The following is a 26,439-nucleotide window of genomic DNA, read 5'->3' as shown; positions in this document are numbered from 1 at the left end:
TTTGACCTCGGCCACATGCTCTCTCAACTTCAGTCTGCAGGAGAGTGTGATGAACAAGCCAAGTTCGCTCGAGTCCGTGATGACCTCGGTCAACCGGGCCAACGGTCTGCCCAACGCCCATTATATCGACCCGGTGGTCTTTGCCGAGGAACGCCAGTCGGTGCTGTTTGCCAATTGGTCCGGTATCGGCTTTGGCAAGGACATCCCCGAGGCCGGCGACGCCAAACCGGTGGATTTCCTCGGCGTGCCGCTCTTGCTGGTGCGCGATCAGGACGGGGCCGTGCATGTCTATCAGAACACCTGCCGCCACCGGGGCATGGTCCTGGTGGACGAACCCAAGAACATCCGCGGCACCATCCGCTGCCCCTATCACAGCTGGTGCTACAGCCTGAAGGGCAAGCTGCGGGCGGCCCCGCATGTGGGCGGCGTGGGTCAGAACACCCATGAAGACGTCAAGATGGACGAGCTGGGCCTGATCACCTTCCGCAGCCATGTCTGGCAGGACGTGATCTTCGTCAATATCGACGGCAACGTCGCTCCCTTCGAGGAGGTCCACGCCGATCTGATCGAACGCTGGCAGGAATTCGACAAGCCGCTCTATCACGGCGGCATCGACAGCTCATTCCAGCTTGAGGTGAAGACAAACTGGAAACTGGCGGTGGAGAACTACTGCGAAAGCTACCACCTGCCCTGGGTGCATCCGGGGCTCAACAGCTATTCCCGGCTGGAGGATCACTACAACATCGAGTCCCGCGGCAAGTATTCCGGTCAGGGCACGCTGGTCTATCGCCAGATGCAGGGCGCCGAGGGCGAGGTGTTTCCGGATTTCGACGACCTGAGCGACAAATGGGACACCGGCGGCGAATATGTGGCGGTCTATCCCAACGTGCTCTTGGGCGTGCAGCGGGACCATACATTCGCCATCGTGCTGGAGCCGAAGGATTGCGAAAACACGGTGGAGCATATCGAGATCTACTACGCCAAATCCGGCGAGCAGACCGCCGGTCTCGACCATATGCGCCACCAGAACGCGCAGCTGTGGAAGACGGTGTTCGAGGAAGACATCTTTGTCGTCGAGGGCATGCAGAAGGGCCGTCACGGGCCGATGTTCGACGGCGGGCGCTTCTCGCCTGCAATGGACGGGCCGACGCATAACTTCCACCATTGGGTTGCCACGCAGATCGAGACGGGCCGCGCCACATGACGCAGGAGTGGACATCCGAAATCTGGGCCACGATCCGCCCCGAGGAGGCCGCAGCCCTGCATGCGGCCATCCTCGCCGCCCATGCGCAGCATGATCTTGAACGGCTCGTCGACCTCTACGCCATCGCCGCCGACAGCAAGGAGGTGGAGGGCGATGTGGACGCGACCTGTTTCTTCCTGACGCAGGCCTTCGTCTTTGCGCTCGAAGCCGGAGTGGCGCGCGCCCATGAATTGAACCGCAGGCTGGTGGCCTATGGCCGCGCCTGGCCGCTGGAGTGATACGGTCCCTCCACCCGAGTTTTGGAGCCTCCCCGATGACCATCACCTTTCTCTGCCTGCCCGGTTTTCCGCTGGCGCCGCTGTCGCTGGCGATCGATGCGCTGCGGGTGGCCGAAGACATCAACGGCACCGCGGCCCTGGACTGGCAAACCGTCAGCGAGGATGGCGGCGCGGTGGTGTCCAGCAGCGGGTTGAGCCTGACCCCGGCGGGCGCATTGGCAACCGTGTCGCGCAGCGATGTGCTGCTGACCTTTGCGGCGGCCGACGGCGGTTTTGCCCAGCCCGCCGCCAGCAACGCCACCTTGCGCCGCCTGCTACGGCAGGGCGGCAAGGTCGGCGCGGTGAATGGCGCCATCTTTGCACTGGCGCGCTCCGGCCTGTTCGACGGTGTGCGCTGCAGCGTCCATTTCACCTATGCCGACGCGGTGCGCGAAGGCTTTCCCCGGCTGAAGGTCTGCCCCACCCTGTTCTGCGAGGACCGGGGCCGCATCAGCATCAGCGGCGCGGCGGCGGTGTTTGAATACATGCTGGCGCTGATCGCCCAGCACACCAGCACCGAGATCGCCGTGGAGGTCGCCTGCCGGTTCCAGCATGCCACCCAGCGCAGCGAGGGGGCGCCGCAATTGCTGCCCGGCCATTCGCGCAACCAGACAAGGGACATGCTGCCGCGCCCGATCCGCGAGGCGGTGCAGTTCTTTGCCGACCATCTGGAGGACCGGGTGCTGATCCAGGACGCTGCCGATCTGGTGGGCCTGTCGCTGCGGCAGTTCGAACGGATCTTCAAGCAGGAGATGGCCACCACGCCGGGCGCATACTACCGCCAGCTGCGGCTCGATGCGGCGCGCCAGAAGGTACTGCACACAGAGACCCCGCTGTCGGAGGTCGCCTTTTCGGTCGGCTACGAGACCGCCAGCGCCTTCAACGCGATCTACCGGCGCACCTATGGGCGCAGCCCCTCGGCCGACCGCGCCAACCCGCAACGCAGCCGCGCCAATGCGGCCCTGCGCGACCATGCCTTGCCGCAGAGGCCGGCCCTCACTCTGGCGGCGGAATGACCGCGCGCCTTCGGTTTACTTCACCTCATGCGGGGATGAGAATTTTCGACGTTGCCCCACAGCCAACCGCAGTGGAACACTGATCCGCAAGTCAACCTTCACCACCAGCACAGTGAAAGCACCAATATCATGCGTACAGAAGCCAAAGCCGTCGTGATCGGCGGCGGGGTCATCGGATGCTCCATCCTCTACCACCTGACCAAGCTCGGCTGGTCCGACGTGGTCCTTCTGGAGCGGGACGAGCTGACCTCCGGCTCCACCTGGCACGCGGCGGCCAATATCCACGGGCTGCACGACAGCACCAATATTTCCCGCATTCAGCACTACACCATGACGCTGTATAAAGAGCTGGAAGCGGAAACCGGCCAGGGCTGTGGTGTGTTCCAGCCCGGCTCGCTCTACCTGGCGCAGACCGAAGCGCGCGAGCACCAGCTGCGTCTGCAGGCCGCCAAGGCCAAGCTCTACGGCATGAACTTCTACGAAATCTCCATCGCCGAGGCGCAGGAGCTCAATCCGCTGGTGAATTACGACGGCATCCGCTGCGTGATGTATGAACCCGATGGCGGCAACGTGGATCCGTCGGGCGTGACACAGGCCTATGCCACCGGCGCCCGCCAACGCGGCGCAGAAATCCATCGCTTCACCCCCGTCACCGCCACTGAACAGCAGGAAGACGGCAGCTGGATCGTGAAGACCCCCAAGGGCGACATTCGCACCGACTGGGTGGTGAATGCCGCCGGCCTCTGGGGGCGCGAAGTTGCCAAACTGGCCGGTCTGGACCTGCCCTTGCAGCCCACCGAGCACCAGTATTTTGTCACCGAGACCATCAAGGAAGTGGCGGACATGGACCGACGCCTGCCCTCGGTGTCGGATCGCGACGGCGAATACTACCTGCGCCAGGAAGGCAACGGGCTGCTGGTCGGTGCCTATGAGAAGAACATGAAGTTCTGGGCCGAAGAAGGCACGCCGCTCGATTTTGCCCATGACCTGTTCCCGGATGATCTGGAGCGCATCGAGGAAAACATGATGAACGCCATCGAGCGCCTGCCTCTGGTGGGCGAAGCAGGCATCAAGCGCGTCATCAACGGGCCGATGATCTGGTCGCCGGATTCAAACGTTCTGTTCGGCCCGGTGCCGGAAATGCAGGGCTATTTCTGCTGCAACGGCATCATTCCCGGCTTCTCGCAGTCCGGCGGCATGGGCCTGATGGCGGCGCAATGGATGATCGAGGGCGAGACCCAATACGACATGTTCGCCTGGGACGTGGCGCGGTTTGACGACTGGGCCACCAAGGAGTTCACCAAGGCCCGCGTGCAGGATCAGTATGCGCACCGGTTTGCCATCCATTTCCCGAATGAGGAACGCAGCGCTGGCCGCCCGGCCCGCACCCGCCCGATCTACGAGATGCAGCGCGAGATGGGCGCGGTCTTTGGCCTCAACGCCGGTTGGGAGCACCCCTTGTGGTTTGCCGATCAGCCCGGCACCGAGGACACCAATGGCTTCACCCGGCAGAACTGGTGGGCGCCGGTGGGCGCGGAATGCAAGATGCTGCGCGAGCGCGCGGGCATCATCGACATCTCGAACTTTGCCAAATACACCTGCAAGGGCCCCGGTGCCGAAGACTGGCTGAACGCGGTCTTTGCCAACACCATGCCAAAATCCGTTGGTCGCTCCTGCCTGACGCCGCTGATTTCAAAACGCGGCGGCATTGCCGGGGATTTCACCGTCACCCGCACCGCCGAAGACGAGTTCTGGATCATCGGCTCCGGCATGGCGGAACGCTATCACAAGCGGTTCTTCGGCGCGGTCCCCCTGCCCGCGGGCACATCGTTTGAGAGCCGGACCCAGGAGGTCTGCGGCTTCAACGTGGCCGGGCCACGCTCGCGCGAGATGCTCCAGCGCATGACGAACGAGTCGCTGGCCACCGAGGATTTCCCCTTCATGCGCAGCAAGCGGCTGATGCTGGACGGGATCAATGTGTTGGCGCTGCGGGTGTCTTTCACCGGGGACCTCGGCTGGGAGTTGCACTGCGCCACAGAAGACCAGCAAAAGCTTTACATGACGTTGATCGAGGCCGGGCGCGACGTCGGCGCAGGCCCCGTCGGTGGCCGGGCCCTGATGTCGATGCGCATCGAGAAGGGCTATGGCTCCTGGAGCCGGGAATACAGCCCCGAATACTTCCCGCAGGAGGTCGGCCTGGACCGGCTGTGCAAGATGCAGAAGGACTTCCTCAACAAAGCCGCCGCCGAGGCCGCTCTGGCCACGCCCGCGCGCGAGGAACTGGTACTGCTGCATCTGAATGAGGCGGATGTCAGCGCCTCCAACGCCGATGCCACAGGTGGTGAGCCGATCTTCAAGGACGGTGTCGGCATCGGCCGGGTGACCTCCGGCACCTATGGCTACACCGTCGGCATGTCGCTGGCGCTTGGCTATGTAAAGGGTGCAAAAGCGGGCGACGAGGTCGAGGTGATGGTGCTGGGCCGCCCACACAAGGCGGTGATCCTTGCGGAGCCCCCGTTTGACCCGAAGGGCGACCGCCTGCGCGCCTGATCAGAGGTTACATCCTGGCGCCATCACGACAAAACAGCCGGGCGGTTTTCTGGCAGGAGTGCCGCAACTGCCGCCCGGTCACCGCCTTCGATCAGATTGGCAAGATGACGTGCTGTGGTGGGGCCAAGCGTAAAACCTTGATGTCCGTGGCCAAAATGAAACCAGAGATGGTCATGCCGGGGGGCGGCACCAATCATCGGCAGCATATCCGGCAAAAAGGGGCGTGTGCCACGCCAGATCGGCCCCGGCTCTGCCGCGCCGAAGTCCATGTAGGCGGGCAGTCCCTCCGCCGCGCGATCAAGCTGGCGCACATCCGGCACCCGGCCCGAGGCCTCCAGCGCCACGCCGCACGTCATCCGCAAGCCGCCCTTCATGCTGCAGAGCACAACCCCGTGGCGGGCATCAAAGACCGGGCGGCGCAGCGTTGGAGTCCCGGCATACATGCGGTGCGCGCCATGTTTCATGATCATCCGCACCCGGTAGCCCAGCTCAGCCAACAGCGGCGGTGTCCACGGCCCGAGCGCAATGACGGCGTGTTCGCCGGTGATCCGCTCCGCATCTGCCTGCACCTGCCATGCGTGGCCGACGCGGCGTAACGTGCTGGCATCGCCGACCCGGATCTGTCCGCCCTGCCTCTGGAACAGCTCCGCGTAGCGGGTGACCAACTCGCCCGGGGCGGCGCAGCTCCAGACCTCTTTCCAGTGGATGGCCCCAGCGGGCGGCGTGCGAAACACCGGCTCGGCCTCGCACACCTGCGAGCCGCTGAGGGTGGCGGTGTCGATATCATAGGCCTGCCGCAGCCGGTCGAGGTCGCGGGCCATGGCCTCGAACTCTGCTGCCTCCTGAAACACCGACAGGTAGCCATCCTGCGCCATCAGATCCTGCGCGCCTGCCAGTTTGATCCAGCGGTCGTGATCAGCGCAGGCGCTGCGGATGAGCTGCGCATTGGGCTGCGACAGCACCTGATGCCGCCGGGGATGCGAAGAGCGATAGTACTGCCAAAGCGCGGGCAGCTGGCTCAGCACGCCGCGCGGCGACCACACCACATCGTTGCTGCGCCCCAAAAGGATATCAAGGATCTCTGGCAGCGCGCGGGGCATGGCGTAGGGTTCTGCCGCCTCGGCCTGAATAAGGCCCGCATTGCCATAGCTTGTCTCCTGCCCCGGCGGTTTGCGGTCGACAACCGTGACCGCGTGGCCGCGGGCCTGCAACTCCAGCGCGGTTGCAATGCCCACCATTCCGCCACCAAGAACCAGAATTTCGGACATGAGAGAGGGCTCCTGCAGGCAAAGAATTCCACGCAGGCCCGCCATGTTCAGCGGGCCTACGCATTGGTGTCGTGGGTCGGGCAACGTACCCGCAGCGATCAGCCTTTGGCGGCGATGATCAGGATCTCGACGGTGAACTCGGGCGTGGCGAGTTTGGATTCACCGCAGGCACGCGCAGGCGCACGGCCCTCGGGCACCCAAGCGTCCCACACGGCGTTCATCTCGGCAAAATCGCCCATGTCGGCGAGCCAGATGGTGGCTTGCAGGACGCGTTCCTTGGAAGACCCGGCCTCCGCCAGCAGCGCGTCGACCTTGTCGAGGCAGTCCTGCGTCTGCTGGGTGACGCTGGCCCCGGCGGTGCCGACTTGACCGGCGAGGTAGATGGTGTCGCCATGGGTGACGATCTGGCTCATGCGTTGGGTGGTGTGGGCGTAGGTGATATCGCTCATGAAAGCTCTCTATAGTTTGAGGATTAAAAGGAAATTTGTCAGCGCGCGGCAGATGTAAATCCGCCAAGCACACGGGTGAGGTTATGGCCGAGACTGTCGGAAATGTAACCGCCCTCCTGCACAAAAAGCGTCGGAAGCCCGGCGCGGGCGATCGCCTCGCCAATGCGAGAGAACCCGTCGCCGGTGACCTGAAAGCCCTGAAACGGATCGTCCTTGGAGGCATCAAGGCCCAGCGCAATGACCAGCACATCCGCACCAAAGGCCTGCACCCGGTCAAGGCAGGTTTGCAGCGCGGCCAGGAACGGCGCATCATCGGTGCCACGCGGCAGCGGCAGGTTGAGGTTATAGCCCCGCCCCCGGCCCTCGCCGCGTTCAGAGCTGTGGCCCCAGAAGAACGGATAGAAGTCTGCCGGGTCGGCGTGGATCGAGAGCGTCAGCACATCGTCGCGATCATAAAACAGTCCCTGCGTGCCATTGCCATGATGCACGTCCACATCCAAAATCGCCGGTCTGAGGCCCCGATCCTGCAACAGCTGCGCCGCGATGCCGGAGTTGTTGAGGAAACAAAAGCCCCCCGCCATATCGCCAAAGGCATGATGCCCCGGCGGGCGGCACAGCGCGTAGGCCGCGTGTTCGCCATTCGCGACCAGATCGGCGGCGGTGATCGCGGTCTGCGCCGACCAATAGGCAGAGCCCCATGTCGCGGCATTGATCGGACAGGAGGTATCAGCCTGATGATAGCCCGCCTGCCCCAGCGCAGAACGCGGATAGCTGTCGCGGCGATCACCGGGCTTGATGTGGGAAATCACCTCCGGACCTGCGCCCTCAATCTCGGACCAGCGGGCATGGATCGTTTGTAGAAACGTCAGGTATTCCGGCGAATGCAGTGCAGCGATGGGGCCAAGGCCTGCGTCATTTGGGGCGGCAAATGCACAGCCTGCCGCTTCCGCGCCCGAGCGCAGGATCTCGGTGCGTTCGGGCTGTTCCGGGTTTGGCTTCATCACCCCATAGGCCATGAACTGGCTGGGATTATGGGCGCGCTGGCGGGGATCATAGATCGCTTTCATGTCGGTCTCCTCAGGCCTCAGCCAAAGACAAAATTGGGCAACCACAGCGCCACTTGCGGCACAAAAGTGGTGATCAGCAGTGTCGGCAACCATGCAAATGCGATCATGATGAAGGTGGGCTTCAGCATCTCACTGACCGGCGTGTCGGTGACCTTGGCGCCCAAATACAACAGCGGCGCGGTGGGCGGCGTGATATTGGCCATGCCGAGATTGACGCCAAGGACGGCGGCAAAATGCACCGGGTCCATGCCGGCACTCTGCACGATGGGCAGCAAGAGCGGCGCCGACAGCAAAAGCCCCGAGATATCATCCATCAGCATGCCGATGAGGATCATCACCAGATTGACCATCAGCAGGATCACGATCGGGTTGTCCGAGATCGAGAAGATCAGATCCTTGGCCATGCCGGGGATGTCCTCGAACACCAGGAACCGGCTGACGATCACCACCACAAAGACCATCAGCATCACCACGCCAATCGTGGTGCCCGCATAGCGCAGGGTCGGCCAGATGTTCTGGGGCGTGAGGCCGCGATAGATGAACAGGCCGACGGGAATGGCATAGATCACCGCCACGCCTGCGGCCTCGGTCGGGGTCATGATGCCGCCGTAGATACCGCCAAGGATGATGATCGGCATCAACAGCGCCGGGAAGGCGCGCCCCCCGCGCCGCACAAACTCCTGCGGGTAGCTTGCGGGGCGTTCCAGCAGTTTCAGGTCTGCCTTGCGCATCAGCACATAGTTCACGATGCACAAAAGCGTAATGAGGATCAGCCCCGGCACAACGGTCGACAGGAAACATTTGAGCACCGATTGCTGCGCGACCCAAGCGTATAGGATCTGCGACGAGGATGGCGGGATCAGCAGCCCCAGTGGACAGGCCGCCACAATGAGCGCCGCTGCCGGGCCACGCGGGTAGTTTGCCGCCTTCAGATGCGGCATCATGATCGACCCGATGCAAGTGAGCGTTGCCGCCGCCGAGCCGGAGATCGACCCGAAGATGCCGCTGGCAAAGACCGCCGCCGCACTCAGCCCACCGTGAAGACGTCCCACCAAAAGCTCCGCAACGGAGACCAGCGGTGCGGCGATACGCCCCCGCTCCATGATGGCACCGGCCAGGATGAACAGCGGGATCGCGAGCAGAACGATGGAGTTCATCTTCCAATGCCCGGTCGGCATGAACCCGGTCACGTCATGACCGCCAAAGACGCCGATAAAGACCAGCACGCCGCCGAAGGACAAAGGCACGCTGACCCCGATCAGAAGTAACACGCAGAGAATGAACAGACTGCCGAGGATAATCATGGGCTCAGGCTCCGGGTGCGCTATCACTGTCGGCGGGCACGGCGAAGCGCGCAGCCGGAAGTTTCAGGAAAACAAAAAGCCGCAGCGCGCTGTAGAACCCCATCAGACCAAAGCCGACAAAGATCGCCGCACGCGGCACAAAGAACGGGATCTGCAAGGCGATCGTGGTCTGATAGCGCGGATAATCCCCGATCTCCTCGATCATCATGACCGTGGCCCAGTAAAACAGCACCAAGGTCACCAAAAGTTCGATCCCGGTGATCAGGATTGCGCGGGCGCGGCGTTTTGCGGGGTCAACGATCACGAAATCCAGAAGGTCGGCGTTCACATGCGCGCCCTCCCAAGTGCCCATGGCGGCGGCGATAAAATAGAGCCAAAAGCAGATGATGAGCAGCCATTCCTCATAGGCGAACAGATCGGCGTTCAAGCCATATCGGAACACCACCACGAGGAAAAAGGTCAGCGCCATGGCGATACAGCCAAAGCAGATGTAGATGGTTTGAAGCCGCAGCAGAGTGCGGACCAGCTTGGCCAGCCCCGGCGGCAAATCCTGGCTCAGGTCTTTCATGGCGCGCTCACCGTCAAGAGATCATAGGGACACACAGGCCCCGCATTCCGGGGCCTGCTGACAGCAGTTTGACGTTTAGGAGATCAGTTCGTGGGAGCCATCAACCGGTCGATCACATCCTGACCGACGATCTCTGCGATACCCGGCCAGACGTCCTTGCGCACGGTTTCGGCAATAGCGCTGCGCTCGGCGTCAGAGACCTCAACCACCTCGTAGCCGGTTTCCTTGAGCTTATCGATGTAGCCCGCTTCATTGGCCTTGGCCTCGGCAAAATAGCTCTGTGCGGCCTTGTCGAACGCCGTCTGCACGGCGGCGCGCTGTTCGTCGTTCATCTCTTCCCATGTCTCCATGGAGGCGTAGTAGGTGGTGTTCTCGACCACTGCGCCATAGGGGATGAAATACTTGCCCACATCAGAGGTCGCAAAGGCGCTATAGGCCAGTTGCGCGGTGCAGCAGATCGCGCCATCCACAACGCCGGACTGGATCGCCGGGAAAACCTCTCCCCAGTTCATCGTGGTGGCGTTAAAGCCCATCGCTTCCACGGTGTTCTTGATCACCTGACTGGACCAAACGCGGATGTTGACGCCCTTGTCGCCCACGGTGGTTGCGTTTTCGGGCAGGCTTTCCGCAACCACGCCGATAAACCCTTCGGGTGCGTTGGCCAGCAGCTTCAGCCCCAACCCTTCAAGCCGTTCGCCGAAGATCTCGTTAAAGGCGCTGTCCTTGTTGAGGTAGATGTTCTCCATCTCGTCAAAGCTCGACACCAGATAGGGCAAGGAATTGATCTCCAACACCGGGTCGCGGTGGGCATAGATCACCGAATGCACCAGATCGACATTGCCGCGCGCAGCATCCTCGAACAGCTCCTCGCCGGAGCCAAGCTGCCCCGCCTCAAACAACGTGACTGAAAGGCCCACATCGGCGCCTTCGATATCGGCTTCGATCTGTTTCAGGATGTCATTGCCGAAGTGTTCAACCGGGACAACACCCGCGAGTTTGAGCCGCATGTCGGCAGCCTCCGCCGCGCCCAGCGACAGGGTGAAAGCAGCCGCCGTGGCTGCGGTGGTCATAAGTGACTTACGCATGAGAAAAACTCCATTCCCTGTTGTTGTGGCGAAAAGGATCCCGCGAATGGCCCATCTGTCGGCTGAAGCCGCTTCTGACGATGCGCCGGGGATCCCCGCCGATTGACAGGAAAGGTGCGGAGACTGGCCGAATAGATCAAATAGATAATTGATAAACTAGACATAGTTTCAATCTATGCCATGGTGAGAGGAAAGATGCCCTGATGCACACAGCACGGACAAGATCCATTTATACTGTTGATTTTAAATCAACTTCCCTCCCGCCACGAGGTCATCCATGATAGCGCGCGCTCCACATATTGATCCTGAACGCCTCGCACGGGAAATGAACTGGAACCTTCTGCGCACATTTGTTGTGCTGGCCGAAAGCGGTTCCATCACCGAAGCGGCAGAGCGCCTGCGCCTGAAACAGCCCAGCGTCTCGGTTGCGCTTAAAAAACTGGAAGACCGTCTTGGGCAACGGTTGATTGACCGCTCCCCCGGTCGCTTTGCGCTGACCGAGGCCGGTCAGCTGCTCTATGGCGAGGCGGTGAACATCAACGGCTCCATCCTGCGGTTGGCCACCTTGATGCGCGACGTCACACCGGACATCAGCGGCCATGTGCGGATTGCGGTCGCCAGCCACGTGATCTGCCCGCTGTTTGACGAGGTGATCGGCGATTTCTATGCCGCTCACCCACAGGCCAGCCTGTCGATTGATGTGATCACCAGCATGGATGCCATTGCCGCCGTGGCCGCAAAACGGGTGAGTTTTGCCCTTGCGTTGGTCCGCAACCAGGACCCGAACCTGCGCTATATTCCGATGTATCGCGAGGTCTTCGGCCTGTTTTGCGGCCCGCGCCATCCGCTGTTCGGGCGTGAGGATCTGACGCTGGATGACCTCAAGGGCCACGGGGCGGTGGTATTTGACAACGACCGCCTGCAGGATGCGCTGCAGGACGTCACCCTGCTGCGCGCGCGGGCCGCTCTTGCGCCGCAAGTGACCGGCGTGTCGGAAAACCTGGAAGAAGTGCGCCGGATGATCATGTCCGGCCTGGGCATCGGTCCCCTGCCCAAACATGTGGTGGCACGAGATCTGCGCGACGGGCTGCTGTGGCAGGTGCCGCCCCTCGAAGATCTGCCCGAGGTCGATGTCTACCTGATCTGGAACCCTGCCACGGTACGCAACCGCGCCGAGGACAAACTGCTGCAGAGCCTGATTGAACGCCTGGAAACAACGCCCTTCTCAGATCGCACCTACGCCTGAAACTGCGGGCGGGCGATCAGCCGGGCCGGATCGGCAGCCTGTTCGACGACTTCATCTCTCGCAGCGACAGGTTTGAGCGAATGCTCGTCACACCCGGTAGGCGGCGCAGCGTCGTGTCGACAAACACGCTGTAATCGTCGAGGTCGCGCGCCACCACGATCAGCAGGAAATCATCGGCTCCGGTGGTATTGTGACAGGCCAGAATGCTGGGAGTGTTTTCGATGATGCGCTGGAATTCCGCCGTGGCGTCCGGGTCGTGCTCCGAGCAGCTCAATTGCACAAAGGCCATCACCCCGAGCCCCAGCTTCCGCCGATTGAGATTGGCCTGATAGCCCTCGATGATACCGCTTTCCTCAAGACGCTTGAGACGTCGCCAGCAAGGGGTTTCGCTCATCGACAGATGCTCGGCCAGTTTGGCGTTGCTCATGCGGCCATCGGTTTGAAGCAGATCCAGTAGATCTGCATTCACATTGTCAATTCGATCCATTGAGCAGAATCCCCTCTCAACCGCTGAAATCAGGGCAGATTACCCCATGAATCCCGCCACATCGATCAAGAAAAGCAAGGCCATTTCTTAACTTTGAGGTAGATTGGCCTAAGCGCATCTACTCAAGAAGGATCCCTGCGATGAAAGCCGTCCTGTTCGAGAAATTCAGGCAAGCCCCCAAAGTCGCAACGGTGGCGGACCCGACGCCCGCGCGCCATGGCGTCGTCATCAAGGTTGAGGCCACCGGGGTATGCCGCAGCGATTGGCATGGCTGGATGGGGCATGACAGCGACATCGACCTGCCGCATGTGCCCGGACACGAGCTGGCCGGGGTGATCGAGGCGGTCGGCAAGGACGTCACCAACTGGCAGGTCGGAGACCGCGTCACGGTTCCCTTCATCTCCGGTTGCGGATCCTGTTCCGAGTGTCATGCGGGCCATCAACAGGTGTGCCACAATCAGGAACAACCGGGGTTCACCCATTGGGGGTCCTTTGCCCAATATGTCGGCATCCATCAGGCGGACCTGAACCTTGTCGCGCTGCCCGAAAGCATGGATTTCGCCACCGCGGCCAGCCTTGGCTGCCGGTTTGCAACCGCGTTTCGGGCCGTGGTCGATCAGGGCAAGGCCGGGGCCGGGCAATGGGTTGCGGTGCACGGATGCGGCGGGGTCGGGCTGTCGGCGGTGATGATCGCCAATGCGGTGGGCGCAAATGTGATCGCCATCGACATAGACGACCAAAAGCTGGCGCTGGCCCGGTCACTTGGGGCCGTGGCAACCGTCAACGGGACCACCTCTGCCAATGTGGCTGACGCAGTGATCGACATGACGCGCGGCGGGGCACATGTGTCGATGGATGCGCTGGGGCACCCGGTGACCTGCTTCAACTCGATCCAGAACCTGCGCCCAAGAGGCAAGCATATCCAGGTGGGCCTGATGTTGGGTGATCATACCGCGCCGCAGGTGCCCATGGCCAAGGTCATTGGCAAGGAACTGGAAATCCTCGGCTCGCACGGCATGCAGGCGCATCGCTATGGCGCGATGCTGGACATGATCCAGTCCGGCAAGCTCGCGCCTGAGCGGCTGATCGGCGATCAGATCAGCCTCGATGAAGCGCCCGCCGCCCTGGTGAACATGGATAAATTTCAATCGATCGGCGCGACGGTCATCACCCGTTTCTGACGCCAGCCGCCCCGGTGGGACCGCAGCATCGCGGTTCGATACTGAGAGCCGGCTGACGGTGCTGCCCCTGCCGGCTCTCGCTGCCCCTTTCGTCAGAACATGGTGTTGTCGTTGGCCGCTTCGCTTGGAACGGTCTGGATCACGTCCCAATGCTCCACAATCATGCCGTCTTCGACCCGAAAGATGTCGACAACCGCCTCGCCGGGATCCGCGTCGCCATTGGTCGACTGCACATGCAGCCAGACCAGATCGCCATCGGTTGCGCTGCGCACGATGCGGGCCTGCGATTCCGGGTTTTCAGCGAAGTACCCGGTAAAGAATGACACAAAGGGTTCTTTGCCATCCGGCACGCCGGGATTGTGCTGAATGTAATCCTCGGCGACGACCGTCGCTGCCTCTTCTGTCTCATGCGCATTGAAGAACTGGTCATAGAACGTGACCACCAGCTTGCGGTTGGCCTCTTCCGCTGCCAGATCCCGCGCTGCATCCTGTGCCATTGCGGAGGCAGGGACGGTGGCAATGGCGAGGGCCATCAGAGTGGATTTGAAGGTATGGATCTGCATGTGGTGCTCCATCATTGTTATTATGCAATAGCGCTACGGCCCGATGCGGCTCTGTGTCCGGGCATCGGCGTAGAGGTCGCGTTTTTCAGGGGAAGGCACGGTCGAAAGCTGGGGTATCAGCCTTTGGGGTGTTCACTATTGGGTTCTCCCACGCGCCGACGACCGGTATGTAGGACAGACCAATTCTCGCCTACACAGCGGTAGCTAGGAGCGCCGGGCGGGCCGCACAAGAAGTCACCATATGGTGACCAGGTCACTGCTCAGTGACCTCCCCCAGCTTTCACAGGACCGATCACATGAGCACTGAGCCCTTTACCTTTGACCAACCCTGCCCCATCCGGGATGTCCTTGACCGGATCGGCGATCAATGGAGCCTGCTGGTGCTGGAAGCACTGGCGGAAAAGACGCTGCGGTTCAACGAGCTGATGCGCGAGATCGGGGATGTGTCAAAGCAGATGCTGTCAAAGACACTCAAACGGCTGGAGCAGGATGGGCTCGTGCTGCGCACGCTCTATCCGGAGGTGCCGCCACGGGTTGAATATGCGCTGACTGATCTGGGACGTTCGATCATGGAGCCCTTGGCTGTCCTGATCGCATGGGCGGATACAAATCACCGCGCAATTGTAGAATCGAGACGCCGGGTGAGCCCTCCACATCCCTGATACCAAAAGTAAAAGACCCCGCACCTTTGCTCAAGATGCGGGGGCACGTCTGTCATTTTTCGCGCGCCGTTTGCCCGGCGGGCATCATCGCAAAAGGGTCAGTGAACCGCTACGGGCGCATAGTCGTGCTGGCGCGCCAGCACAAAGGCCATCTTGCGGTCGGCCACCAGGGCCAGCTGTTCGCCGGCCTCATCATGGACCGCATAAAGCTGTTTGCGTCCGGGCACAGAGGCCTGAACATCCTTGGGCAGATCAGTAACGGCGACCGTCTTCACGTAAACGGTGCGTCCGCCCGTCTCAGCCATCTCTACAGGTGTCTGCATGATTTACCCCTTTTTGATATTGATCGTTTGTACAACTGTCTCGGGTCGTGATCGGGTCAAGTCCACATGAAGCAGGCCGTTTTCCATCACGGCCTCGCCCACCTCTACACCATCGGCCAGCACGAACATGCGCTGGAACTGGCGGGCGGCGATGCCCCGGTGCAAGAAGATCCGCCCATCGGAATCATCACTCTGACGCCCTCGAATCACCAACTGCCGATCCTCGACCGTGATCGCCAGATCAGCTTCGGCGAAACCGGCTACCGCCAAGGTGATACGGTAGGAGTCGTCCGAAGTTTGTTCGATATTATAAGGGGGATAGCCTTCATTGCCGGATTTGGCAGAACGCTCCAGCAGGCGTTCCAGCTGCTCGAAGCCCAGCATATGCGGGTATGAACCCAAGGTAAGTTTCGACACTGTATTTTCGTCCTTAATTCGAAAGCGACGTTTTCTTCCGGTCCCAATATGGCAACCGATATGTTATAGGATATGGGATGTATCTGCCGTTTCACAAGTCCCAGGTTCGTCTTTCCATGCGCAGTCGCCCCTAGCACTGCGATCACAGAGAGCCTAATGTGGTTATTGTTTCACTGTCCTTAACAAGAGTCGCAAATGAACGAGCGGTCCAATCTGTCGATGGCAACCGAAGACGTCCTCCGGGTGGAGCTTGAAGTCTTTCGTAGGGAGCACAGAGACCTCGATGAGGCCATTCAGGCGCTCGAGGAGAAACCAACGGCTGATCCGCTGACCATCCGCCGCCTCAAGAAGCAGAAGCTTGTGCTGAAGGACAAGATCTCGCTGATCGAAGACCGTCTTCTGCCGGATATCATCGCCTGAGGCTAGGTCCCGACGCCTGGTCCCGGCGCACCACAGGCCTTGTCACTGACAGAACTGCCCGGCGGCTTATCCCGAATGACCTGCCGATAGCGCGCGCCTATTCCACGCTCGCACCAAACACCATGATCGCTATGCCCAGCGCCGACAACGCAGCGAACAGGGCCGCCCGCCGCCCATCGTTCGCCGCATAGGCGCGGCGGGCTGCCAGCACCGACTGCAGCGCGTAGTAGAAGGCAAAGGCCCGCGAGGCGTATGTGATGATTTCAAACACGCTCATGCCCCATGTCATCGTCAACCCTGCCCCGGCCAGCAGCGCATAGACCGCGCGGGCTGGAACCCGACCGCCGCTGACTTCTGCAACCAATCCGCCCGCCCCCCCGGTATCAGCCACGGCAGCAGAGAACTGCGCGCTCAGGGCCGCCGCGATCAACAGAATCGGCAAGATCGGGGCCACCAGCGCGGTAAAGGCAATGATCGATGTCTCGCTCAGCTCGCCCTGCCCCGGCAGATAGAGAAAGGTCAGAAACAGGATATAGAGCATGTAGATCGCCGATGAGAGCCATTGGGCGTAGCGCATCGACCGGATACGCGTGCCCGCGTCATACTCCGCGCCCATGTAGCGCGAGATCTCGAACCCCTGCACCGTGACCAGCAGGCCAAAGACCAGCGTGACCGCCTGCCATCCCACGATGTCGGGCATGTGCAGGACCAACGCACCTGTCGTAGCCTGCGTGACGAAACGCCAGCCCAGCGCGAACAGAAGCCCGGCGATAATGGCCAGCTTCACGCCAACCGAGACCTCCTCCAGACGCTCCAGCGCACCGAAGCCCCGCGTCCAGCCCACAAGGAGGATCAGCAGGAACACGCCAGAGGTGACCACCCGGCCCTGCTCCGGCCCCAGATCCGTGAGGCTGACGGCAAATGCGCCGAGAAGGTTCAGGTAATAGGCGACCGAGACGAAGTAGGCAAAAGCCAGCGCCAGCGAGCCGAGCTGTTCCAGCCGCAGATCCAGCTGGTCGCGTATTCCCGTCCCGTCGAGCCATGCGATATTGTAGCGCACGGCAGCGCCATAGGCATAAGCCACCCCGCAAAGTGCGGCCATGACGGCCGGAGCCCAGATTCCGAAGTGCGTGTCGAGGATCGGTCCCAGTACCAGGAACCCGCTGCCGATGATCGACGCCAGCGGGGTCACCGTCGCCCGCCAGATCCGCGCCCCTGCGACCCTGGGCAGCATCAGCACAGCCCCGACAAGCGCGCTGACCAACACAATGGCGGCATTGAGGATCATGGCTGGGTCCCTTCGTCTTCGGCGCGGCATGCCCCGCAAGCGACGGCTTACGCCCATACTTGCTGCAAGATCAACATACCGCGATCTCTGCTTCACATCAGGTTGGCACCCGCAGATTTCATGCATCAGGTCAGCGCGCACCACTCAAGGCTGCCGGCTGCGGTTCGATGCAAGGATGCCTCCTCTCAGTGCCCGCCCCGGCGCCCCTGCGACGCCCATCTTGCAGATGCAGCAAATCAGCTGCCGCAGCGCATTGCCATTTCAGGTGATTTCGCTAAGGTGCGCGCTCCTTCCACTGTAGAGGCGAGACATGGCCGACATCAAAGTAGGGATCATCATGGGGAGCCAGTCCGACTGGCCCACGATGAAGGAAGCAGCCAACATCCTGGACGAGCTGGGCGTGGCCTATGAGACACGCATCGTCTCCGCGCACCGCACGCCGGACCGGCTGTGGGACTACGGCAAGACCGCCGCTGACCGCGGGCTGCATGTGATCATCGCCGGCGCCGGCGGTGCTGCGCATTTGCCGGGCATGATGGCCTCCAAGACCCGTGTGCCGGTGGTTGGCGTGCCAGTGCAGACGCGCGCGCTCTCTGGCGTCGACAGCCTCTATTCCATTGTGCAGATGCCCAAGGGCTTTCCAGTGGCAACCATGGCGATCGGCGCTGCCGGGGCCGCCAATGCGGGCCTGATGGCCGCCGGAATACTCGCCACCGGCGATGCCGCCCTTGCCGCCCGGCTCGATGCCTGGCGCGACGCCCTTGCCGCTTCCATTCCCGAGGAGCCTACCGATGACTGATCTCGACCAAATCCTCGAACCCGGCGCCGTAATCGGCATTCTCGGCGGCGGCCAGCTGGGCCGCATGCTGTCGGTTGCGGCCTCCCGCCTTGGCTTCACCACCCATATCTTTGAGCCCTCTGCCAATCCGCCCGCAGGCCATGTGGCGGGCAAGGTGACCACCGCCGGCTACGAGGACGAGGCCGCCCTGCGCGCCTTTGCCGAGACCGTCGATGTGATCACCTACGAGTTTGAGAACATCCCCACCTCTGCCCTCGACATCCTTGAGGCGCTGAAACCCATCCGACCGAACCGCGAGGCGCTGCGAGTCTCGCAGGACCGGCTGACGGAAAAGACCTTCCTGCAGGATCTCGGGCTGGCCACCGCGCCCTTTGCCGAAGTGAATGATGCCGCCGATTTGGAGGTTGCTCTGGAGCAGGTCGGCACGCCGTCGATCCTGAAGACCCGCCGCTTCGGCTATGATGGCAAGGGCCAGATGCGCATCATCGACCTGAGCGAAGCCCCTGCGGCGCTGGCTGCCATGCAGGGTGCCCCGGCGGTGCTGGAAGGGTTCGTGCCGTTCAGCCATGAGGTCTCAGTGATCGCCGCGCGCAGCCTCAATGGCAAGGTGGCCTGTTATGACCCGGGCGAGAATGTGCATCTGGAAGGCGTTCTGAGCACCACCACGGTGCCTGCAAACCTCAACACCAACCAGAGCATGGATGCGGTGTTGATGGCGGGCACGATCCTGAACGCACTGGATTATGTCGGCGTGCTGGGGGTGGAGATTTTTGTGACAGGTCACGGGCTGGTGGTGAATGAAATCGCACCGCGGGTGCATAACTCCGGCCACTGGACCCAGGAAGGCTGCACGATAGACCAGTTCGAGCAGCACATCCGCGCCATCACCGGCTGGACCATCGGCAATGGCGCGCGCTATGCGGATGTCGTGATGGAGAACCTGATCGGTGAGGATGTGGAGCGCATCGCCGACCTCGCCCGGGATCCAGATTGCGCGCTCCACCTCTATGGCAAGGCCGAGGTCAAGCCGGGTCGAAAGATGGGTCATTTCAATCGCGTCAACCACACCGAAGGTCGCGAAGGTTACTGACACCCGCGACACATGTGTCATTCGGGCCCAAGGCCCGGATGACCGCGCCGCAAGGAGGGCCCATCGGGCCTGACGCGCGGCGCTCCCCCGCCCGCCGCAGGCGAAAGCGGTGTGGCAGGAATGGGGGCTCTGCCCCCAAACCCCCGAGGTATTTCAGAAAAGATGAAGCAAACCCCGGCTCACCTCAGCCGAGGAAATGGGCCGCGATAGCGCCGCTCATATAGCTGACACGACCGCCAGACAGGGTGGCCGCGACCTGATCGGCCTCATCCAGGATCACGAGGTCCGCACGCTTTCCAGCCGAGAGCACGCCGCGATCCGAAAGACCCAGCACATGGGCAGGTCCGCTTGCCAGCAACGCCCATGCCTGTTCCAGCGCCAACACACCGGTTTTTGCGAGCATCAACGCCGCACGCCGCGGGCTGGGATAGTGGTAGTCGGAGGCCAGCGCGTCACAGAGCCCCATGGCGATCAACTCGATCGCCGACGCATTGCCCTTGTGGCTGCCACCGCGCACCACATTTGGCGCGCCGAGAATGATGTGATCGCCTACGGTGCGCGCGGCCTCGGCCGCTTCTGCCGTTTCGGGAAACTCCGAGATCCTTGCGCCACGCGCCCGCCAGCAAGCGCGATCTGCCTCTGTCTGATCGTCATGACTGCCGAGGCGCACCCCCTGCGCACGCAGAGTGTCACAGAGCGCATCCAGCGCAGCGGGCACCTCGGCGCGGCGGGCGTGCAGCTCCAACAGCATTTCAAAGTGTTTTTCCGGGTTTCGCCCGGCTTTCAGCGCCTGCCCGGTCAGCCGTGGCGGTTTCTTGCCCTCGGCCAGTCGATCATGCGGCAGGTGATCGTTGAACACCACGTAAGGCACACCCCAGTCGGCGATGCGCGCCGGAAGGTCGGAGTAGGCATCGAGTTGGTGTATTTCAAATCGCAGCTGCGGGATCAGGTCGGTGACCAGCTGATCGGCCACCTCGGCGAGGCCGGCAAAAACCTGCGCGGCAAAGTCCGGGCCACGCAGCCCGCCCTCCCAGGAGAAAAACTGCGCCAGCACGCCGGTGGTGATGCCATTGGCTGCCAGTTCCGCTTCGGTGGCGCGGATCCCCTCGCCCATCTGCTTCATCGCGCCCCGGCGCGGGGCGACATGGCGCTCGAACCCGTCGCCGTGCAGATCGATGATGCCGGGCAGAATGCGATAGCCTGTGAGATCGACCTCGCGCGCGTCCGATGCATCCTGCACCAGCCCCTCGGCGAGGCTCAAGACACCGCGACGCTCCAGCCCGGCGTCATGCAACACATCAGCGCCCACCAGCCGCAGCGCCACCGTTCCATCCGTCCCCATGTCCTAGTCCACTCCGTTCAGACCACCATCCCAGTCCCGGCCCAATACCCCATCAAGCCACCCAAGCGAAGGCTCAAAGCGACCGGTCTCCAGGAACTGCACCACCTGCGCGATCACACGCGGATTGTTCATCATGTAGGTATGCGTCACCGGCAGGATCAACTGGGACGCCATTCCCTGCACCCGCGTACTGGCGACAGACACCTTGCCATCGTCATCGCCCGGAAGAATGCTGGAGAACACCGGGTTCAGGGACTGATTGCCGGCAATCACACCCACCGGGTAGTCGACTGGTGGCAGACGTCTGGGCAGGCTGTCAGGCCCGGTGCCGAGTTCCTGCCCCGCCGGTCCGTGCAGCAGATCAAAAACCGCCCAATCTCCCATTTCGTCTACCAGTTCGCTGCCCTGGTTTGGCGGCGCGAGCATGACCACGCGCCCCAATGTGACGGGGCGCGTGTGCGACAGCCAGTGGCGCACAAGAATGCCGCCCATGGAGTGGGTCACAAGATGTACGGGGGTCTGGGTGCAGGCGTCAAAGGCGCGCGGCAATAGCGCATCCGCCAGCCGCTCCACCGTGTGCTCGGTCGAGGGGTAGCCTGGGCGCACCACCTCATAGCCACGCTGGCTCAGCGCTTCCTCCATAAGCAAAAAGGAGGTTTCCGTGCGCGCCAGACCATGCAGGAGGATGACGCAGCCCTTTTGCGTCTCCGCCTCCTGCGCGCGGGCAGAGAGTGCCGAGAGGATCAAGATCAGGATGAGAGATATACGAAGCATAGATCAGCACATAAGCCCTGCACCGGCTTCGTGGAAGCCCCCAGTCTGTTCAGCGCAGGCGGCTCTTGCGCGGAGCACAGAGGATCACCACCGCGATGCCGCCCAGAACGACAAGCGCGCCAAGGGTCAACCGCGCGCCTATGGGCTCTCCCAGAATTACCGCGCCTGCCAGAATGGCGATGACCGGCACGCTCAGCTGGACCGTGGCGGCCACCGGACCCGGAATCTGGGGCAGCACCCGGTACCATAGCGCATAGCCCATCCCGGAGGTCACCGCACCTGAGATCACCGCCAGAAGGCATCCGAATGCCGTGACCACAGTGCCGCCGCCGAGAAACCACAGGGCTGGCAGGATCATTCCCGTCGCCAGCAGGAAATTCACCGCACTGGCTGCCAATGGCGACGATGCACCCCGGCCCAGCAGGCTGTAGATCCCCCAGCCAAGCCCCCCGGCCCCCATGCAGACAACCGCCCAGAGCGGCGCCCGCACGTCACCGCCGGGCCAGACCACATAGGCCAGCCCCGCAAGTGCGATCACGGCGCCGATGATCTGCAGGCCCGCCACAGGCTGGCGTCGCGCAATCCCCCAACCGAACATCGACACCTGCACCACGCCGAACAGGATCAGCGCCCCAAGCCCTGCATCCAAGGCTGCATATGCCACGGAAAAGCCAACCATATAGAGTGTAAGGGCTGCGCCGCCCGCAATCGAGCGCCAGCGATCCTCGGCCGGGCGCTGGCCTTGCACCGCGCACATCAGCCACAGCGCCGCCGCCCCGGATGCCAGACGCAGCAATCCGAACCCGGTTGCATCCATATACCCCGACCCGATCGCCCAGCGACCCAGGATGGAATTTGCGGCAAAGGCAATCATGACAAGGCATGTGAGGGCAAACAGCCGCATCTGCGGGATCCTTTCGATGTCCCAAACGGACAGGGCCAGACAACAGCCTTGCCCCATGACGTCAAGGTAAAGACGCATGCGGCGGGGTCACTATCTCTGCACCAGATTGTGTCCCCTGCTAGACACCGTGATGCCCGGCAGGGGTGCGCTCAGTAGAGAGGGGGTGGATACCAGTGCGGCGGCTCGACGCGCTCATATCCACTGGGTAAGCCGATATCGTTGCGGATATGGTCGCTCAGGCCCGCCCCCAGCGTACCGGCAGGCGGCGCGCGACGCAGCGCGACCAGCCGCAAGGCCAACCCCATCCGGCGCATCAGGCTGAGCGACCGGAAATGCTCCTCCACAACGAGGCGGGCAAGCGCCGGGCTGGCACTTGGGTTCGGGGACATCAAGTCAGGTCCAATCGGTGTCATGTTGCATTCCACCCAATACGGGCGGTCCTTTGATCAATAAGTTGATGGTTCGACAGACCCCGTCCCCGAATGCGCCGAAACACAGCGGATACGGCCAGGCCATCGCAATCAAAGGCGCGAAACCACGACCATGGTTGCAGGAGAATGGGCATCAAACACGGCCAAGTTGGCGTGAGACATGCGGTCTGTCATGAAGTGGAAATTGCGTTCAGCTCAAGCAAGCCGAATATCGAACAGCACCTGCGTTAGCAGAGTGTCTGTGGGCCCCGCACGAGGGCGCCAGCAAATGAGCCAGCGATCCGTCCGGCGATGAGGCGCAACTGTATGCGTACAATGGTCATGTCGTGCCTCCTTCTACCTTGGCTTGAACACATTGCCTTGCTAGCATGCGGGTTCAGCGCGCGCGTAGCCCTAAATTGTCCCAACACAATCAGATGTGGCGAATGAGACACATTGAGCCCCCTGCAAAGCCGCGCGAGTGGAACCCTGCATACGGCCGCAAATCTGTTAGTAATCATTCAGCCTGATACCGCCGTTTCAGCAGGTTTGATACCGGAAGAGGCCGGTCTATCTCGGTAGTTCTCGGATGGGATTATCGGCGCGTATTGTGAAACCAGTCATGAATCGCGCTCTTTCCGACTTGTCGGCCTGGGGGGGGGGGGACCTGTCGGCAATCGCTTCCGCCAGTTGCTCGAAGGTCATGACGTCGATCCGATTTAGGACAAAGGCTCTCAGTTCAGGGTCGGCGTCAATACGGCGCGGACGACTAGGGCGGTGAAGGCGGCGATGTAACTCCGCCTTGAATGGGCCTTGCAATGGGTCTTCAACATGAGCTTCAGGGGCCGCTTCGAGAGCGTTGGCGAGATCCGAGAGCGCGACATGTACCATGGCTTCGATGGCCTTCACGCTATCGAGAGCTTGAGCCAATCTAAGCCGCTCTTCGTCTTCCAGTGATGGGGCAGAAGGTTCAGACGTTGAATTAGCGGCGCACATTTCTATACTCACTCTCGCAGGTGTGACACGGTGATATTCTCGCGGCCGTAGCACGATCTCCGGATCGGAGCGCTATGTGGGGTTTCCGGCTCGACCGGACTGCGAGGCCCCACCGCCTGCGCCCTAGAACGCCCTCAGATGTTTCATCACATGTTGTACTGATTGAGATACAAGCGGACTGTTCTGTCCGTCCGGCGGATCGTCCTGGCGATCTCATTGACGGGCATCCCCTACCAGTGGAGAAAGGCGAAGATCCAAGCGTTTGCCAGTGGCACACGACGTTGCAACAGATGCGCTACATTCGCCAATGCCCGCACATTGTCAGTGCCAACCAGTTTCTCGACCCTCGACCGCCCTTTCGGATTCTGCGGGATAAACAGTTCGGAGCCACCGAACTGAAGAAGAAATTGGACCGTCAGTTCTGACCCCAAGGCATCAAAATAGGGCTGCACCTGTGCGGTAGGCTTTGGAAGTGGAAGTGTAGGCAATGTCATGGGCCTGCTGGTCCTCAAAATGGTCTGTTGCCCCCCAATTGGCGTCCGGCAAGCTGCGAAAAGGGGGCAGATCCACGCCAGACCACGGTGAGGTCAAGCGCATGCTCGGATTGGGGATATGGGAACCGGCGCACCTCAGTCATTGAGCGCGTCGGGTGACAATCCCAGTTGGGCGCAGATCGCAGCCGCTTCCTGTGAACTGGATGTGGATTGCCCAATGTCGTTGTCGGGATAGCTGGGCAACGGCGTTGAGTTGATCAGGTAGGCGCATGCCCCCGGTATCGAATTGGAAACGTAGGTATCAAATGCCGCCTCGTCTTTATGACAGAGCGCAGTGGCCCATTCTTTCATGCGGGGCAGGATGATGCCGTTCGAGACCGCGTCCGAGACCTTGCCTGCAATCCGGCTTTCCGCTTGGGTCGAAAGCTGTTGGTTTCGGTCCTGCATCAATTCCTGAACGGCCTCGATGGGAACGAAGCGCGCGGGGTCATGAAACTGGGCGGCAGTTTCAGCGCGGGCCTCCCCTTTGAGCGTCGCAATTGCCTCAAAAACCGCTTGGGGTTCAGCTTCGGCTGGCAGGTACAGAGCTTGGGCCAGTTGCTGCATGAAATTTTGACTGTCGGGCATGGCGGTGTCCTGGCTTGCAAGGGCACGAAGTTGAAGATTGGGATTGTGAACCAGCCCAGCACCTTTGAGCTTGGTGATGGCTTTGCTGCCCGGCTCGAAGAAGACGGAGGGGCTGAGGTAGCGATACGCCTTGGTCGCAATCAATTCGCGCGACTGAGCGGTCCATTCCACGCGCCCCCACAGACCCGCTGCGTCCGCTTTCAACTCCTTGATCCATCCAGCGGCGGGAACCGGGCCGACATGCCCATCAGGCTTGCGGTCATTCTGGTGTTTGTAGTCAATCGGCAGATCGACGCCGGACTGTTGGAATGCCTGTATGACCGATTTCGGATCGGACAGGGCGAACCGTCGCCCATCCCGACCAACCATCTGCCCAGACGGGAACAAATGGACCCAATCCGGAGCCTTACCGGATAGCTCACATGTTGCGCTTGCTTCGTTCAGCATCAGGTCACTCGCTGATAAATGGCGTGACGATCAACTTCGCGGTGCCTTTCCACTGGTTTGTTTCACCACCTGAGCCAAGCTCCGAGTTCAGCAGCTTGAGAGCATCGCTCTCAAGGGAAGGTGGCACGACCAATGTGGTCGGCTGGATGCCTAATATCCGGCCACCATCAGCCCGGAAGTTCATCATCGCGGAACGCGCTGCGGCATAATTTTCCGAGGTCAGAGCGCCCTTGCTGCCATAGCCGAGTTGCCACAGGCCAAAACCCGCGTTGACCCGTGCCCGAACGCCGTAGATGTATTCGTCGTTCATGAACACATGGGGGTTTGCCGGATCACTCATCGCAGTGAACTGGTAGTCCTCGCGCTCATGCCAGATCAGCGGCTTCACGGCGCGGGAAGTATCCAGCAGGAACCACGGGGTATCCGCTCCTGCCTGAACATTGCTGACGTGGACTTCGTTTCCCTCGCGATCAAATTGCGGATGATCGGCATCGAAGAAGTTTTGCCCATCATAGCAAAGGCTGGAAAAACCCGAAGCCAGCAGGCCGAAAATCAGTTCTTCGGGGTGGTGCCGGGCAAGGTGGCCCATCTCGGCAAAACTGGGCTTAAATAGGCCAAGCCTGTCATCGCTCATGTCGTCGCGCTGGATCGCTACCGTGCTCTCAAACTTGCGATTCTTGATCGTGAACCCGTGGGCGGTCAGATTGTGAACGTGGCGAGGGCCTATCCATTCGCGGAGCTGTGGAAACTGTCCTAACCATCCATAGGTTTCGTCACGTCCCGTACTCGGGACCGTCATCGCGATTTGATCCTTGTGGGACGGAGCGGCGTCAAAGGCGTCGGAGTAGATGGTCTTGGACCCACGGAAGGCGAGATCAAGGGTTTGGGAGTTGATGAGCATCGGAAACCTTCCAAAAGGGAGTTTCCGGAAATCGTAGGAAAGTGCCGGATGGCAAATAACCCCTAGGATGTGCGGGGCAGTTCGCTTAGATAGTTCAGCGCATATAAGTCATGGCGCACCGTTGCGCGCTGTTATTGTACCGATAATACTCGGTGCCTGACGGGACTCTGTTGCACAAATCCACTGATAGACAGAGTTCCCCTTTCCCTAGACGGACTTATCCCACGGCCTCGGTAGTGG

The 26,439-nt window shown here is 61.7% G+C and carries 28 protein-coding genes; 10 read left to right on the top strand and 18 right to left on the bottom strand.

The annotated features are described in order from the left end of the window. The first annotated feature begins 49 nt into the window (after positions 1-49). The 4 genes from R0J92_RS08970 (at position 50) to R0J92_RS08955 (ending at position 5,087) form a co-directional block, all read left to right on the top strand. Positions 50-1,204 carry an aromatic ring-hydroxylating oxygenase subunit alpha gene (locus R0J92_RS08970; RefSeq protein WP_411051435.1) on the top strand — a complete coding sequence of 385 codons (1,155 nt, stop codon included), beginning with the start codon at positions 50-52 and terminating at the stop codon, positions 1,202-1,204. Next, positions 1,201-1,482, top strand: a complete 282-nt coding sequence (locus R0J92_RS08965; RefSeq protein ID WP_106163221.1) for a hypothetical protein — start codon at positions 1,201-1,203, stop codon at positions 1,480-1,482. The genes R0J92_RS08970 and R0J92_RS08965 overlap by 4 nt, the downstream gene beginning before the upstream one ends. Before the next feature lie 35 nt (positions 1,483-1,517). Then, positions 1,518-2,537, top strand: a complete 1,020-nt coding sequence (locus R0J92_RS08960; RefSeq protein ID WP_411051434.1) for a GlxA family transcriptional regulator — start codon at positions 1,518-1,520, stop codon at positions 2,535-2,537. Positions 2,538-2,666: 129 nt separating this feature from the next. Beyond that, positions 2,667-5,087, top strand: a complete 2,421-nt coding sequence (locus R0J92_RS08955) for a GcvT family protein (protein WP_411051433.1) — start codon at positions 2,667-2,669, stop codon at positions 5,085-5,087. Positions 5,088-5,110: 23 nt separating this feature from the next. On the opposite strand, the gene R0J92_RS08950 is transcribed toward R0J92_RS08955, so the two are convergent. From R0J92_RS08950 to dctP, 6 genes are all read right to left on the bottom strand, one after another. Beyond that, a complete protein-coding gene (locus tag R0J92_RS08950) occupies positions 5,111-6,355 on the bottom strand; it encodes an NAD(P)/FAD-dependent oxidoreductase (RefSeq protein ID WP_411051432.1) in 1,245 nt (414 codons plus the stop codon). 98 nt (positions 6,356-6,453) lie between these two features. Continuing rightward, positions 6,454-6,804 (bottom strand): RidA family protein, encoded by a 351-nt coding sequence (locus tag R0J92_RS08945; RefSeq protein WP_106163217.1) that lies wholly within the window; start codon positions 6,802-6,804, stop codon positions 6,454-6,456. 38 nt (positions 6,805-6,842) lie between these two features. Then, complete coding sequence (locus tag R0J92_RS08940) at positions 6,843-7,871, bottom strand: histone deacetylase family protein (protein WP_411051431.1); 1,029 nt, start codon at positions 7,869-7,871, stop codon at positions 6,843-6,845. A 17-nt stretch (positions 7,872-7,888) separates the two neighbouring features. Beyond that, on the bottom strand, positions 7,889-9,175 hold the full coding sequence (locus tag R0J92_RS08935) for a TRAP transporter large permease (protein ID WP_106163215.1): 1,287 nt from the start codon (positions 9,173-9,175) through the stop codon (positions 7,889-7,891). 4 nt (positions 9,176-9,179) lie between these two features. Next, positions 9,180-9,743 carry a TRAP transporter small permease gene (locus tag R0J92_RS08930; protein WP_411051430.1) on the bottom strand — a complete coding sequence of 188 codons (564 nt, stop codon included), beginning with the start codon at positions 9,741-9,743 and terminating at the stop codon, positions 9,180-9,182. Positions 9,744-9,826: 83 nt separating this feature from the next. Beyond that, a complete protein-coding gene (dctP, locus tag R0J92_RS08925; protein ID WP_411051429.1) occupies positions 9,827-10,828 on the bottom strand; it encodes a TRAP transporter substrate-binding protein DctP in 1,002 nt (333 codons plus the stop codon). A gap of 325 nt (positions 10,829-11,153) precedes the next feature. Between dctP and R0J92_RS08920 the strand changes: the two genes are divergently transcribed. Next, positions 11,154-12,074, top strand: a complete 921-nt coding sequence (locus R0J92_RS08920; protein ID WP_411051428.1) for a LysR family transcriptional regulator — start codon at positions 11,154-11,156, stop codon at positions 12,072-12,074. A gap of 16 nt (positions 12,075-12,090) precedes the next feature. On the opposite strand, the gene R0J92_RS08915 is transcribed toward R0J92_RS08920, so the two are convergent. After that, entirely contained in the window at positions 12,091-12,561 is a 471-nt protein-coding gene (locus R0J92_RS08915) for an Lrp/AsnC family transcriptional regulator (RefSeq protein ID WP_106163211.1), read from the bottom strand. A gap of 140 nt (positions 12,562-12,701) precedes the next feature. On the opposite strand from R0J92_RS08915, the gene R0J92_RS08910 reads away from it, so the two are divergent. Beyond that, positions 12,702-13,742 carry a zinc-dependent alcohol dehydrogenase family protein gene (locus tag R0J92_RS08910; protein ID WP_411051427.1) on the top strand — a complete coding sequence of 347 codons (1,041 nt, stop codon included), beginning with the start codon at positions 12,702-12,704 and terminating at the stop codon, positions 13,740-13,742. Between the two features lie 92 nt (positions 13,743-13,834). Here the strand turns inward: R0J92_RS08910 and R0J92_RS08905 are convergent, their stop codons facing one another. After that, positions 13,835-14,305, bottom strand: coding sequence for an ester cyclase (locus tag R0J92_RS08905; protein WP_411051426.1), 471 nt, complete (start codon positions 14,303-14,305; stop codon positions 13,835-13,837). A gap of 296 nt (positions 14,306-14,601) precedes the next feature. Between R0J92_RS08905 and R0J92_RS08900 the strand changes: the two genes are divergently transcribed. Then, a complete protein-coding gene (locus R0J92_RS08900) occupies positions 14,602-14,967 on the top strand; it encodes a winged helix-turn-helix transcriptional regulator (protein ID WP_411051425.1) in 366 nt (121 codons plus the stop codon). A 98-nt stretch (positions 14,968-15,065) separates the two neighbouring features. Here the strand turns inward: R0J92_RS08900 and R0J92_RS08895 are convergent, their stop codons facing one another. Both R0J92_RS08895 and R0J92_RS08890 read right to left on the bottom strand, forming a co-directional pair. Then, positions 15,066-15,290 (bottom strand): DUF1150 family protein, encoded by a 225-nt coding sequence (locus tag R0J92_RS08895; protein WP_106163207.1) that lies wholly within the window; start codon positions 15,288-15,290, stop codon positions 15,066-15,068. A 3-nt stretch (positions 15,291-15,293) separates the two neighbouring features. After that, the gene (locus tag R0J92_RS08890; RefSeq protein ID WP_207796902.1) at positions 15,294-15,707 is read right to left on the bottom strand and encodes an Hsp20 family protein; all 414 of its coding nucleotides are present in this window, start codon (positions 15,705-15,707) and stop codon (positions 15,294-15,296) included. A gap of 195 nt (positions 15,708-15,902) precedes the next feature. Here R0J92_RS08890 and R0J92_RS08885 point away from each other — a divergent pair, with 195 nt between their 5' ends. Further along, positions 15,903-16,127, top strand: a complete 225-nt coding sequence (locus tag R0J92_RS08885) for a YdcH family protein (protein WP_106163205.1) — start codon at positions 15,903-15,905, stop codon at positions 16,125-16,127. 97 nt (positions 16,128-16,224) lie between these two features. Here the strand turns inward: R0J92_RS08885 and R0J92_RS08880 are convergent, their stop codons facing one another. Continuing rightward, positions 16,225-17,415 carry a hypothetical protein gene (locus R0J92_RS08880; RefSeq protein ID WP_411051424.1) on the bottom strand — a complete coding sequence of 397 codons (1,191 nt, stop codon included), beginning with the start codon at positions 17,413-17,415 and terminating at the stop codon, positions 16,225-16,227. 310 nt (positions 17,416-17,725) lie between these two features. On the opposite strand from R0J92_RS08880, the gene purE reads away from it, so the two are divergent. Then, a complete protein-coding gene (purE, locus tag R0J92_RS08875) occupies positions 17,726-18,214 on the top strand; it encodes a 5-(carboxyamino)imidazole ribonucleotide mutase (protein ID WP_106163204.1) in 489 nt (162 codons plus the stop codon). After that, positions 18,207-19,304 (top strand): 5-(carboxyamino)imidazole ribonucleotide synthase, encoded by a 1,098-nt coding sequence (locus R0J92_RS08870; protein ID WP_411051423.1) that lies wholly within the window; start codon positions 18,207-18,209, stop codon positions 19,302-19,304. The genes purE and R0J92_RS08870 overlap by 8 nt, the downstream gene beginning before the upstream one ends. A 184-nt stretch (positions 19,305-19,488) precedes the next feature. On the opposite strand, the gene R0J92_RS08865 is transcribed toward R0J92_RS08870, so the two are convergent. The 7 genes from R0J92_RS08865 to R0J92_RS08835 form a co-directional block, all read right to left on the bottom strand. Continuing rightward, the gene (locus R0J92_RS08865; RefSeq protein WP_411051422.1) at positions 19,489-20,646 is read right to left on the bottom strand and encodes an alpha-D-ribose 1-methylphosphonate 5-triphosphate diphosphatase; all 1,158 of its coding nucleotides are present in this window, start codon (positions 20,644-20,646) and stop codon (positions 19,489-19,491) included. Positions 20,647-20,649: 3 nt separating this feature from the next. Continuing rightward, positions 20,650-21,420, bottom strand: coding sequence for an esterase/lipase family protein (locus R0J92_RS08860; RefSeq protein WP_411051421.1), 771 nt, complete (start codon positions 21,418-21,420; stop codon positions 20,650-20,652). A 49-nt stretch (positions 21,421-21,469) separates the two neighbouring features. Continuing rightward, a complete protein-coding gene (locus R0J92_RS08855) occupies positions 21,470-22,324 on the bottom strand; it encodes a DMT family transporter (RefSeq protein WP_411051591.1) in 855 nt (284 codons plus the stop codon). 149 nt (positions 22,325-22,473) lie between these two features. After that, positions 22,474-22,737: a hypothetical protein gene (locus R0J92_RS08850; protein ID WP_317385670.1), complete on the bottom strand. Its 264-nt coding sequence runs from the start codon at positions 22,735-22,737 to the stop codon at positions 22,474-22,476. Between the two features lie 1,223 nt (positions 22,738-23,960). Further along, positions 23,961-24,224 carry a hypothetical protein gene (locus tag R0J92_RS08845; protein WP_411051420.1) on the bottom strand — a complete coding sequence of 88 codons (264 nt, stop codon included), beginning with the start codon at positions 24,222-24,224 and terminating at the stop codon, positions 23,961-23,963. Between the two features lie 135 nt (positions 24,225-24,359). Next, positions 24,360-25,298: a phage protease gene (locus tag R0J92_RS08840; RefSeq protein WP_411051419.1), complete on the bottom strand. Its 939-nt coding sequence runs from the start codon at positions 25,296-25,298 to the stop codon at positions 24,360-24,362. Between the two features lie 4 nt (positions 25,299-25,302). Beyond that, positions 25,303-26,199: a Mu-like prophage major head subunit gpT family protein gene (locus R0J92_RS08835; protein WP_411051418.1), complete on the bottom strand. Its 897-nt coding sequence runs from the start codon at positions 26,197-26,199 to the stop codon at positions 25,303-25,305. Between the last annotated feature and the right edge of the window lie 240 nt (positions 26,200-26,439).

Source organism: Tritonibacter sp. SIMBA_163 (assembly GCF_046535935.1).
GTDB classification, from domain to species: domain Bacteria; phylum Pseudomonadota; class Alphaproteobacteria; order Rhodobacterales; family Rhodobacteraceae; genus Epibacterium; species Epibacterium scottomollicae.
The sequence above is the reverse complement of the archived record's forward strand: the minus strand, read 5'-3'. Positions and strand labels throughout refer to the sequence as shown.

Excerpts from the sequence above, each read along its gene's own strand:
- purE (WP_106163204.1), top strand. The coding sequence starts at position 17,726 with ATGGCCGACATCAAAGTAGGGATCATCATGGGGAGCCAGTCCGACTGG.
- R0J92_RS08840 (WP_411051419.1), bottom strand. The coding sequence starts at position 25,298 with ATGCTGAACGAAGCAAGCGCAACATGTGAGCTATCCGGTAAGGCTCCG.
- R0J92_RS08835 (WP_411051418.1), bottom strand. The coding sequence starts at position 26,199 with ATGCTCATCAACTCCCAAACCCTTGATCTCGCCTTCCGTGGGTCCAAG.
- R0J92_RS08965 (WP_106163221.1), top strand. The coding sequence starts at position 1,201 with ATGACGCAGGAGTGGACATCCGAAATCTGGGCCACGATCCGCCCCGAG.
- R0J92_RS08860 (WP_411051421.1), bottom strand. The coding sequence starts at position 21,420 with ATGCTTCGTATATCTCTCATCCTGATCTTGATCCTCTCGGCACTCTCT.
- R0J92_RS08845 (WP_411051420.1), bottom strand. The coding sequence starts at position 24,224 with ATGACATTGCCTACACTTCCACTTCCAAAGCCTACCGCACAGGTGCAG.
- R0J92_RS08960 (WP_411051434.1), top strand. The coding sequence starts at position 1,518 with ATGACCATCACCTTTCTCTGCCTGCCCGGTTTTCCGCTGGCGCCGCTG.
- R0J92_RS08885 (WP_106163205.1), top strand. The coding sequence starts at position 15,903 with ATGAACGAGCGGTCCAATCTGTCGATGGCAACCGAAGACGTCCTCCGG.
- R0J92_RS08935 (WP_106163215.1), bottom strand. The coding sequence starts at position 9,175 with ATGATTATCCTCGGCAGTCTGTTCATTCTCTGCGTGTTACTTCTGATC.
- R0J92_RS08910 (WP_411051427.1), top strand. The coding sequence starts at position 12,702 with ATGAAAGCCGTCCTGTTCGAGAAATTCAGGCAAGCCCCCAAAGTCGCA.
- R0J92_RS08915 (WP_106163211.1), bottom strand. The coding sequence starts at position 12,561 with ATGGATCGAATTGACAATGTGAATGCAGATCTACTGGATCTGCTTCAA.
- dctP (WP_411051429.1), bottom strand. The coding sequence starts at position 10,828 with ATGCGTAAGTCACTTATGACCACCGCAGCCACGGCGGCTGCTTTCACC.
- R0J92_RS08920 (WP_411051428.1), top strand. The coding sequence starts at position 11,154 with ATGAACTGGAACCTTCTGCGCACATTTGTTGTGCTGGCCGAAAGCGGT.
- R0J92_RS08900 (WP_411051425.1), top strand. The coding sequence starts at position 14,602 with ATGAGCACTGAGCCCTTTACCTTTGACCAACCCTGCCCCATCCGGGAT.
- R0J92_RS08955 (WP_411051433.1), top strand. The coding sequence starts at position 2,667 with ATGCGTACAGAAGCCAAAGCCGTCGTGATCGGCGGCGGGGTCATCGGA.
- R0J92_RS08870 (WP_411051423.1), top strand. The coding sequence starts at position 18,207 with ATGACTGATCTCGACCAAATCCTCGAACCCGGCGCCGTAATCGGCATT.
- R0J92_RS08970 (WP_411051435.1), top strand. The coding sequence starts at position 50 with ATGAACAAGCCAAGTTCGCTCGAGTCCGTGATGACCTCGGTCAACCGG.
- R0J92_RS08865 (WP_411051422.1), bottom strand. The coding sequence starts at position 20,646 with ATGGGGACGGATGGAACGGTGGCGCTGCGGCTGGTGGGCGCTGATGTG.
- R0J92_RS08930 (WP_411051430.1), bottom strand. The coding sequence starts at position 9,743 with ATGAAAGACCTGAGCCAGGATTTGCCGCCGGGGCTGGCCAAGCTGGTC.
- R0J92_RS08905 (WP_411051426.1), bottom strand. The coding sequence starts at position 14,305 with ATGCAGATCCATACCTTCAAATCCACTCTGATGGCCCTCGCCATTGCC.
- R0J92_RS08940 (WP_411051431.1), bottom strand. The coding sequence starts at position 7,871 with ATGAAAGCGATCTATGATCCCCGCCAGCGCGCCCATAATCCCAGCCAG.
- R0J92_RS08850 (WP_317385670.1), bottom strand. The coding sequence starts at position 22,737 with ATGACACCGATTGGACCTGACTTGATGTCCCCGAACCCAAGTGCCAGC.
- R0J92_RS08950 (WP_411051432.1), bottom strand. The coding sequence starts at position 6,355 with ATGTCCGAAATTCTGGTTCTTGGTGGCGGAATGGTGGGCATTGCAACC.
- R0J92_RS08855 (WP_411051591.1), bottom strand. The coding sequence starts at position 22,324 with ATGCGGCTGTTTGCCCTCACATGCCTTGTCATGATTGCCTTTGCCGCA.
- R0J92_RS08880 (WP_411051424.1), bottom strand. The coding sequence starts at position 17,415 with ATGATCCTCAATGCCGCCATTGTGTTGGTCAGCGCGCTTGTCGGGGCT.
- R0J92_RS08895 (WP_106163207.1), bottom strand. The coding sequence starts at position 15,290 with ATGCAGACACCTGTAGAGATGGCTGAGACGGGCGGACGCACCGTTTAC.
- R0J92_RS08945 (WP_106163217.1), bottom strand. The coding sequence starts at position 6,804 with ATGAGCGATATCACCTACGCCCACACCACCCAACGCATGAGCCAGATC.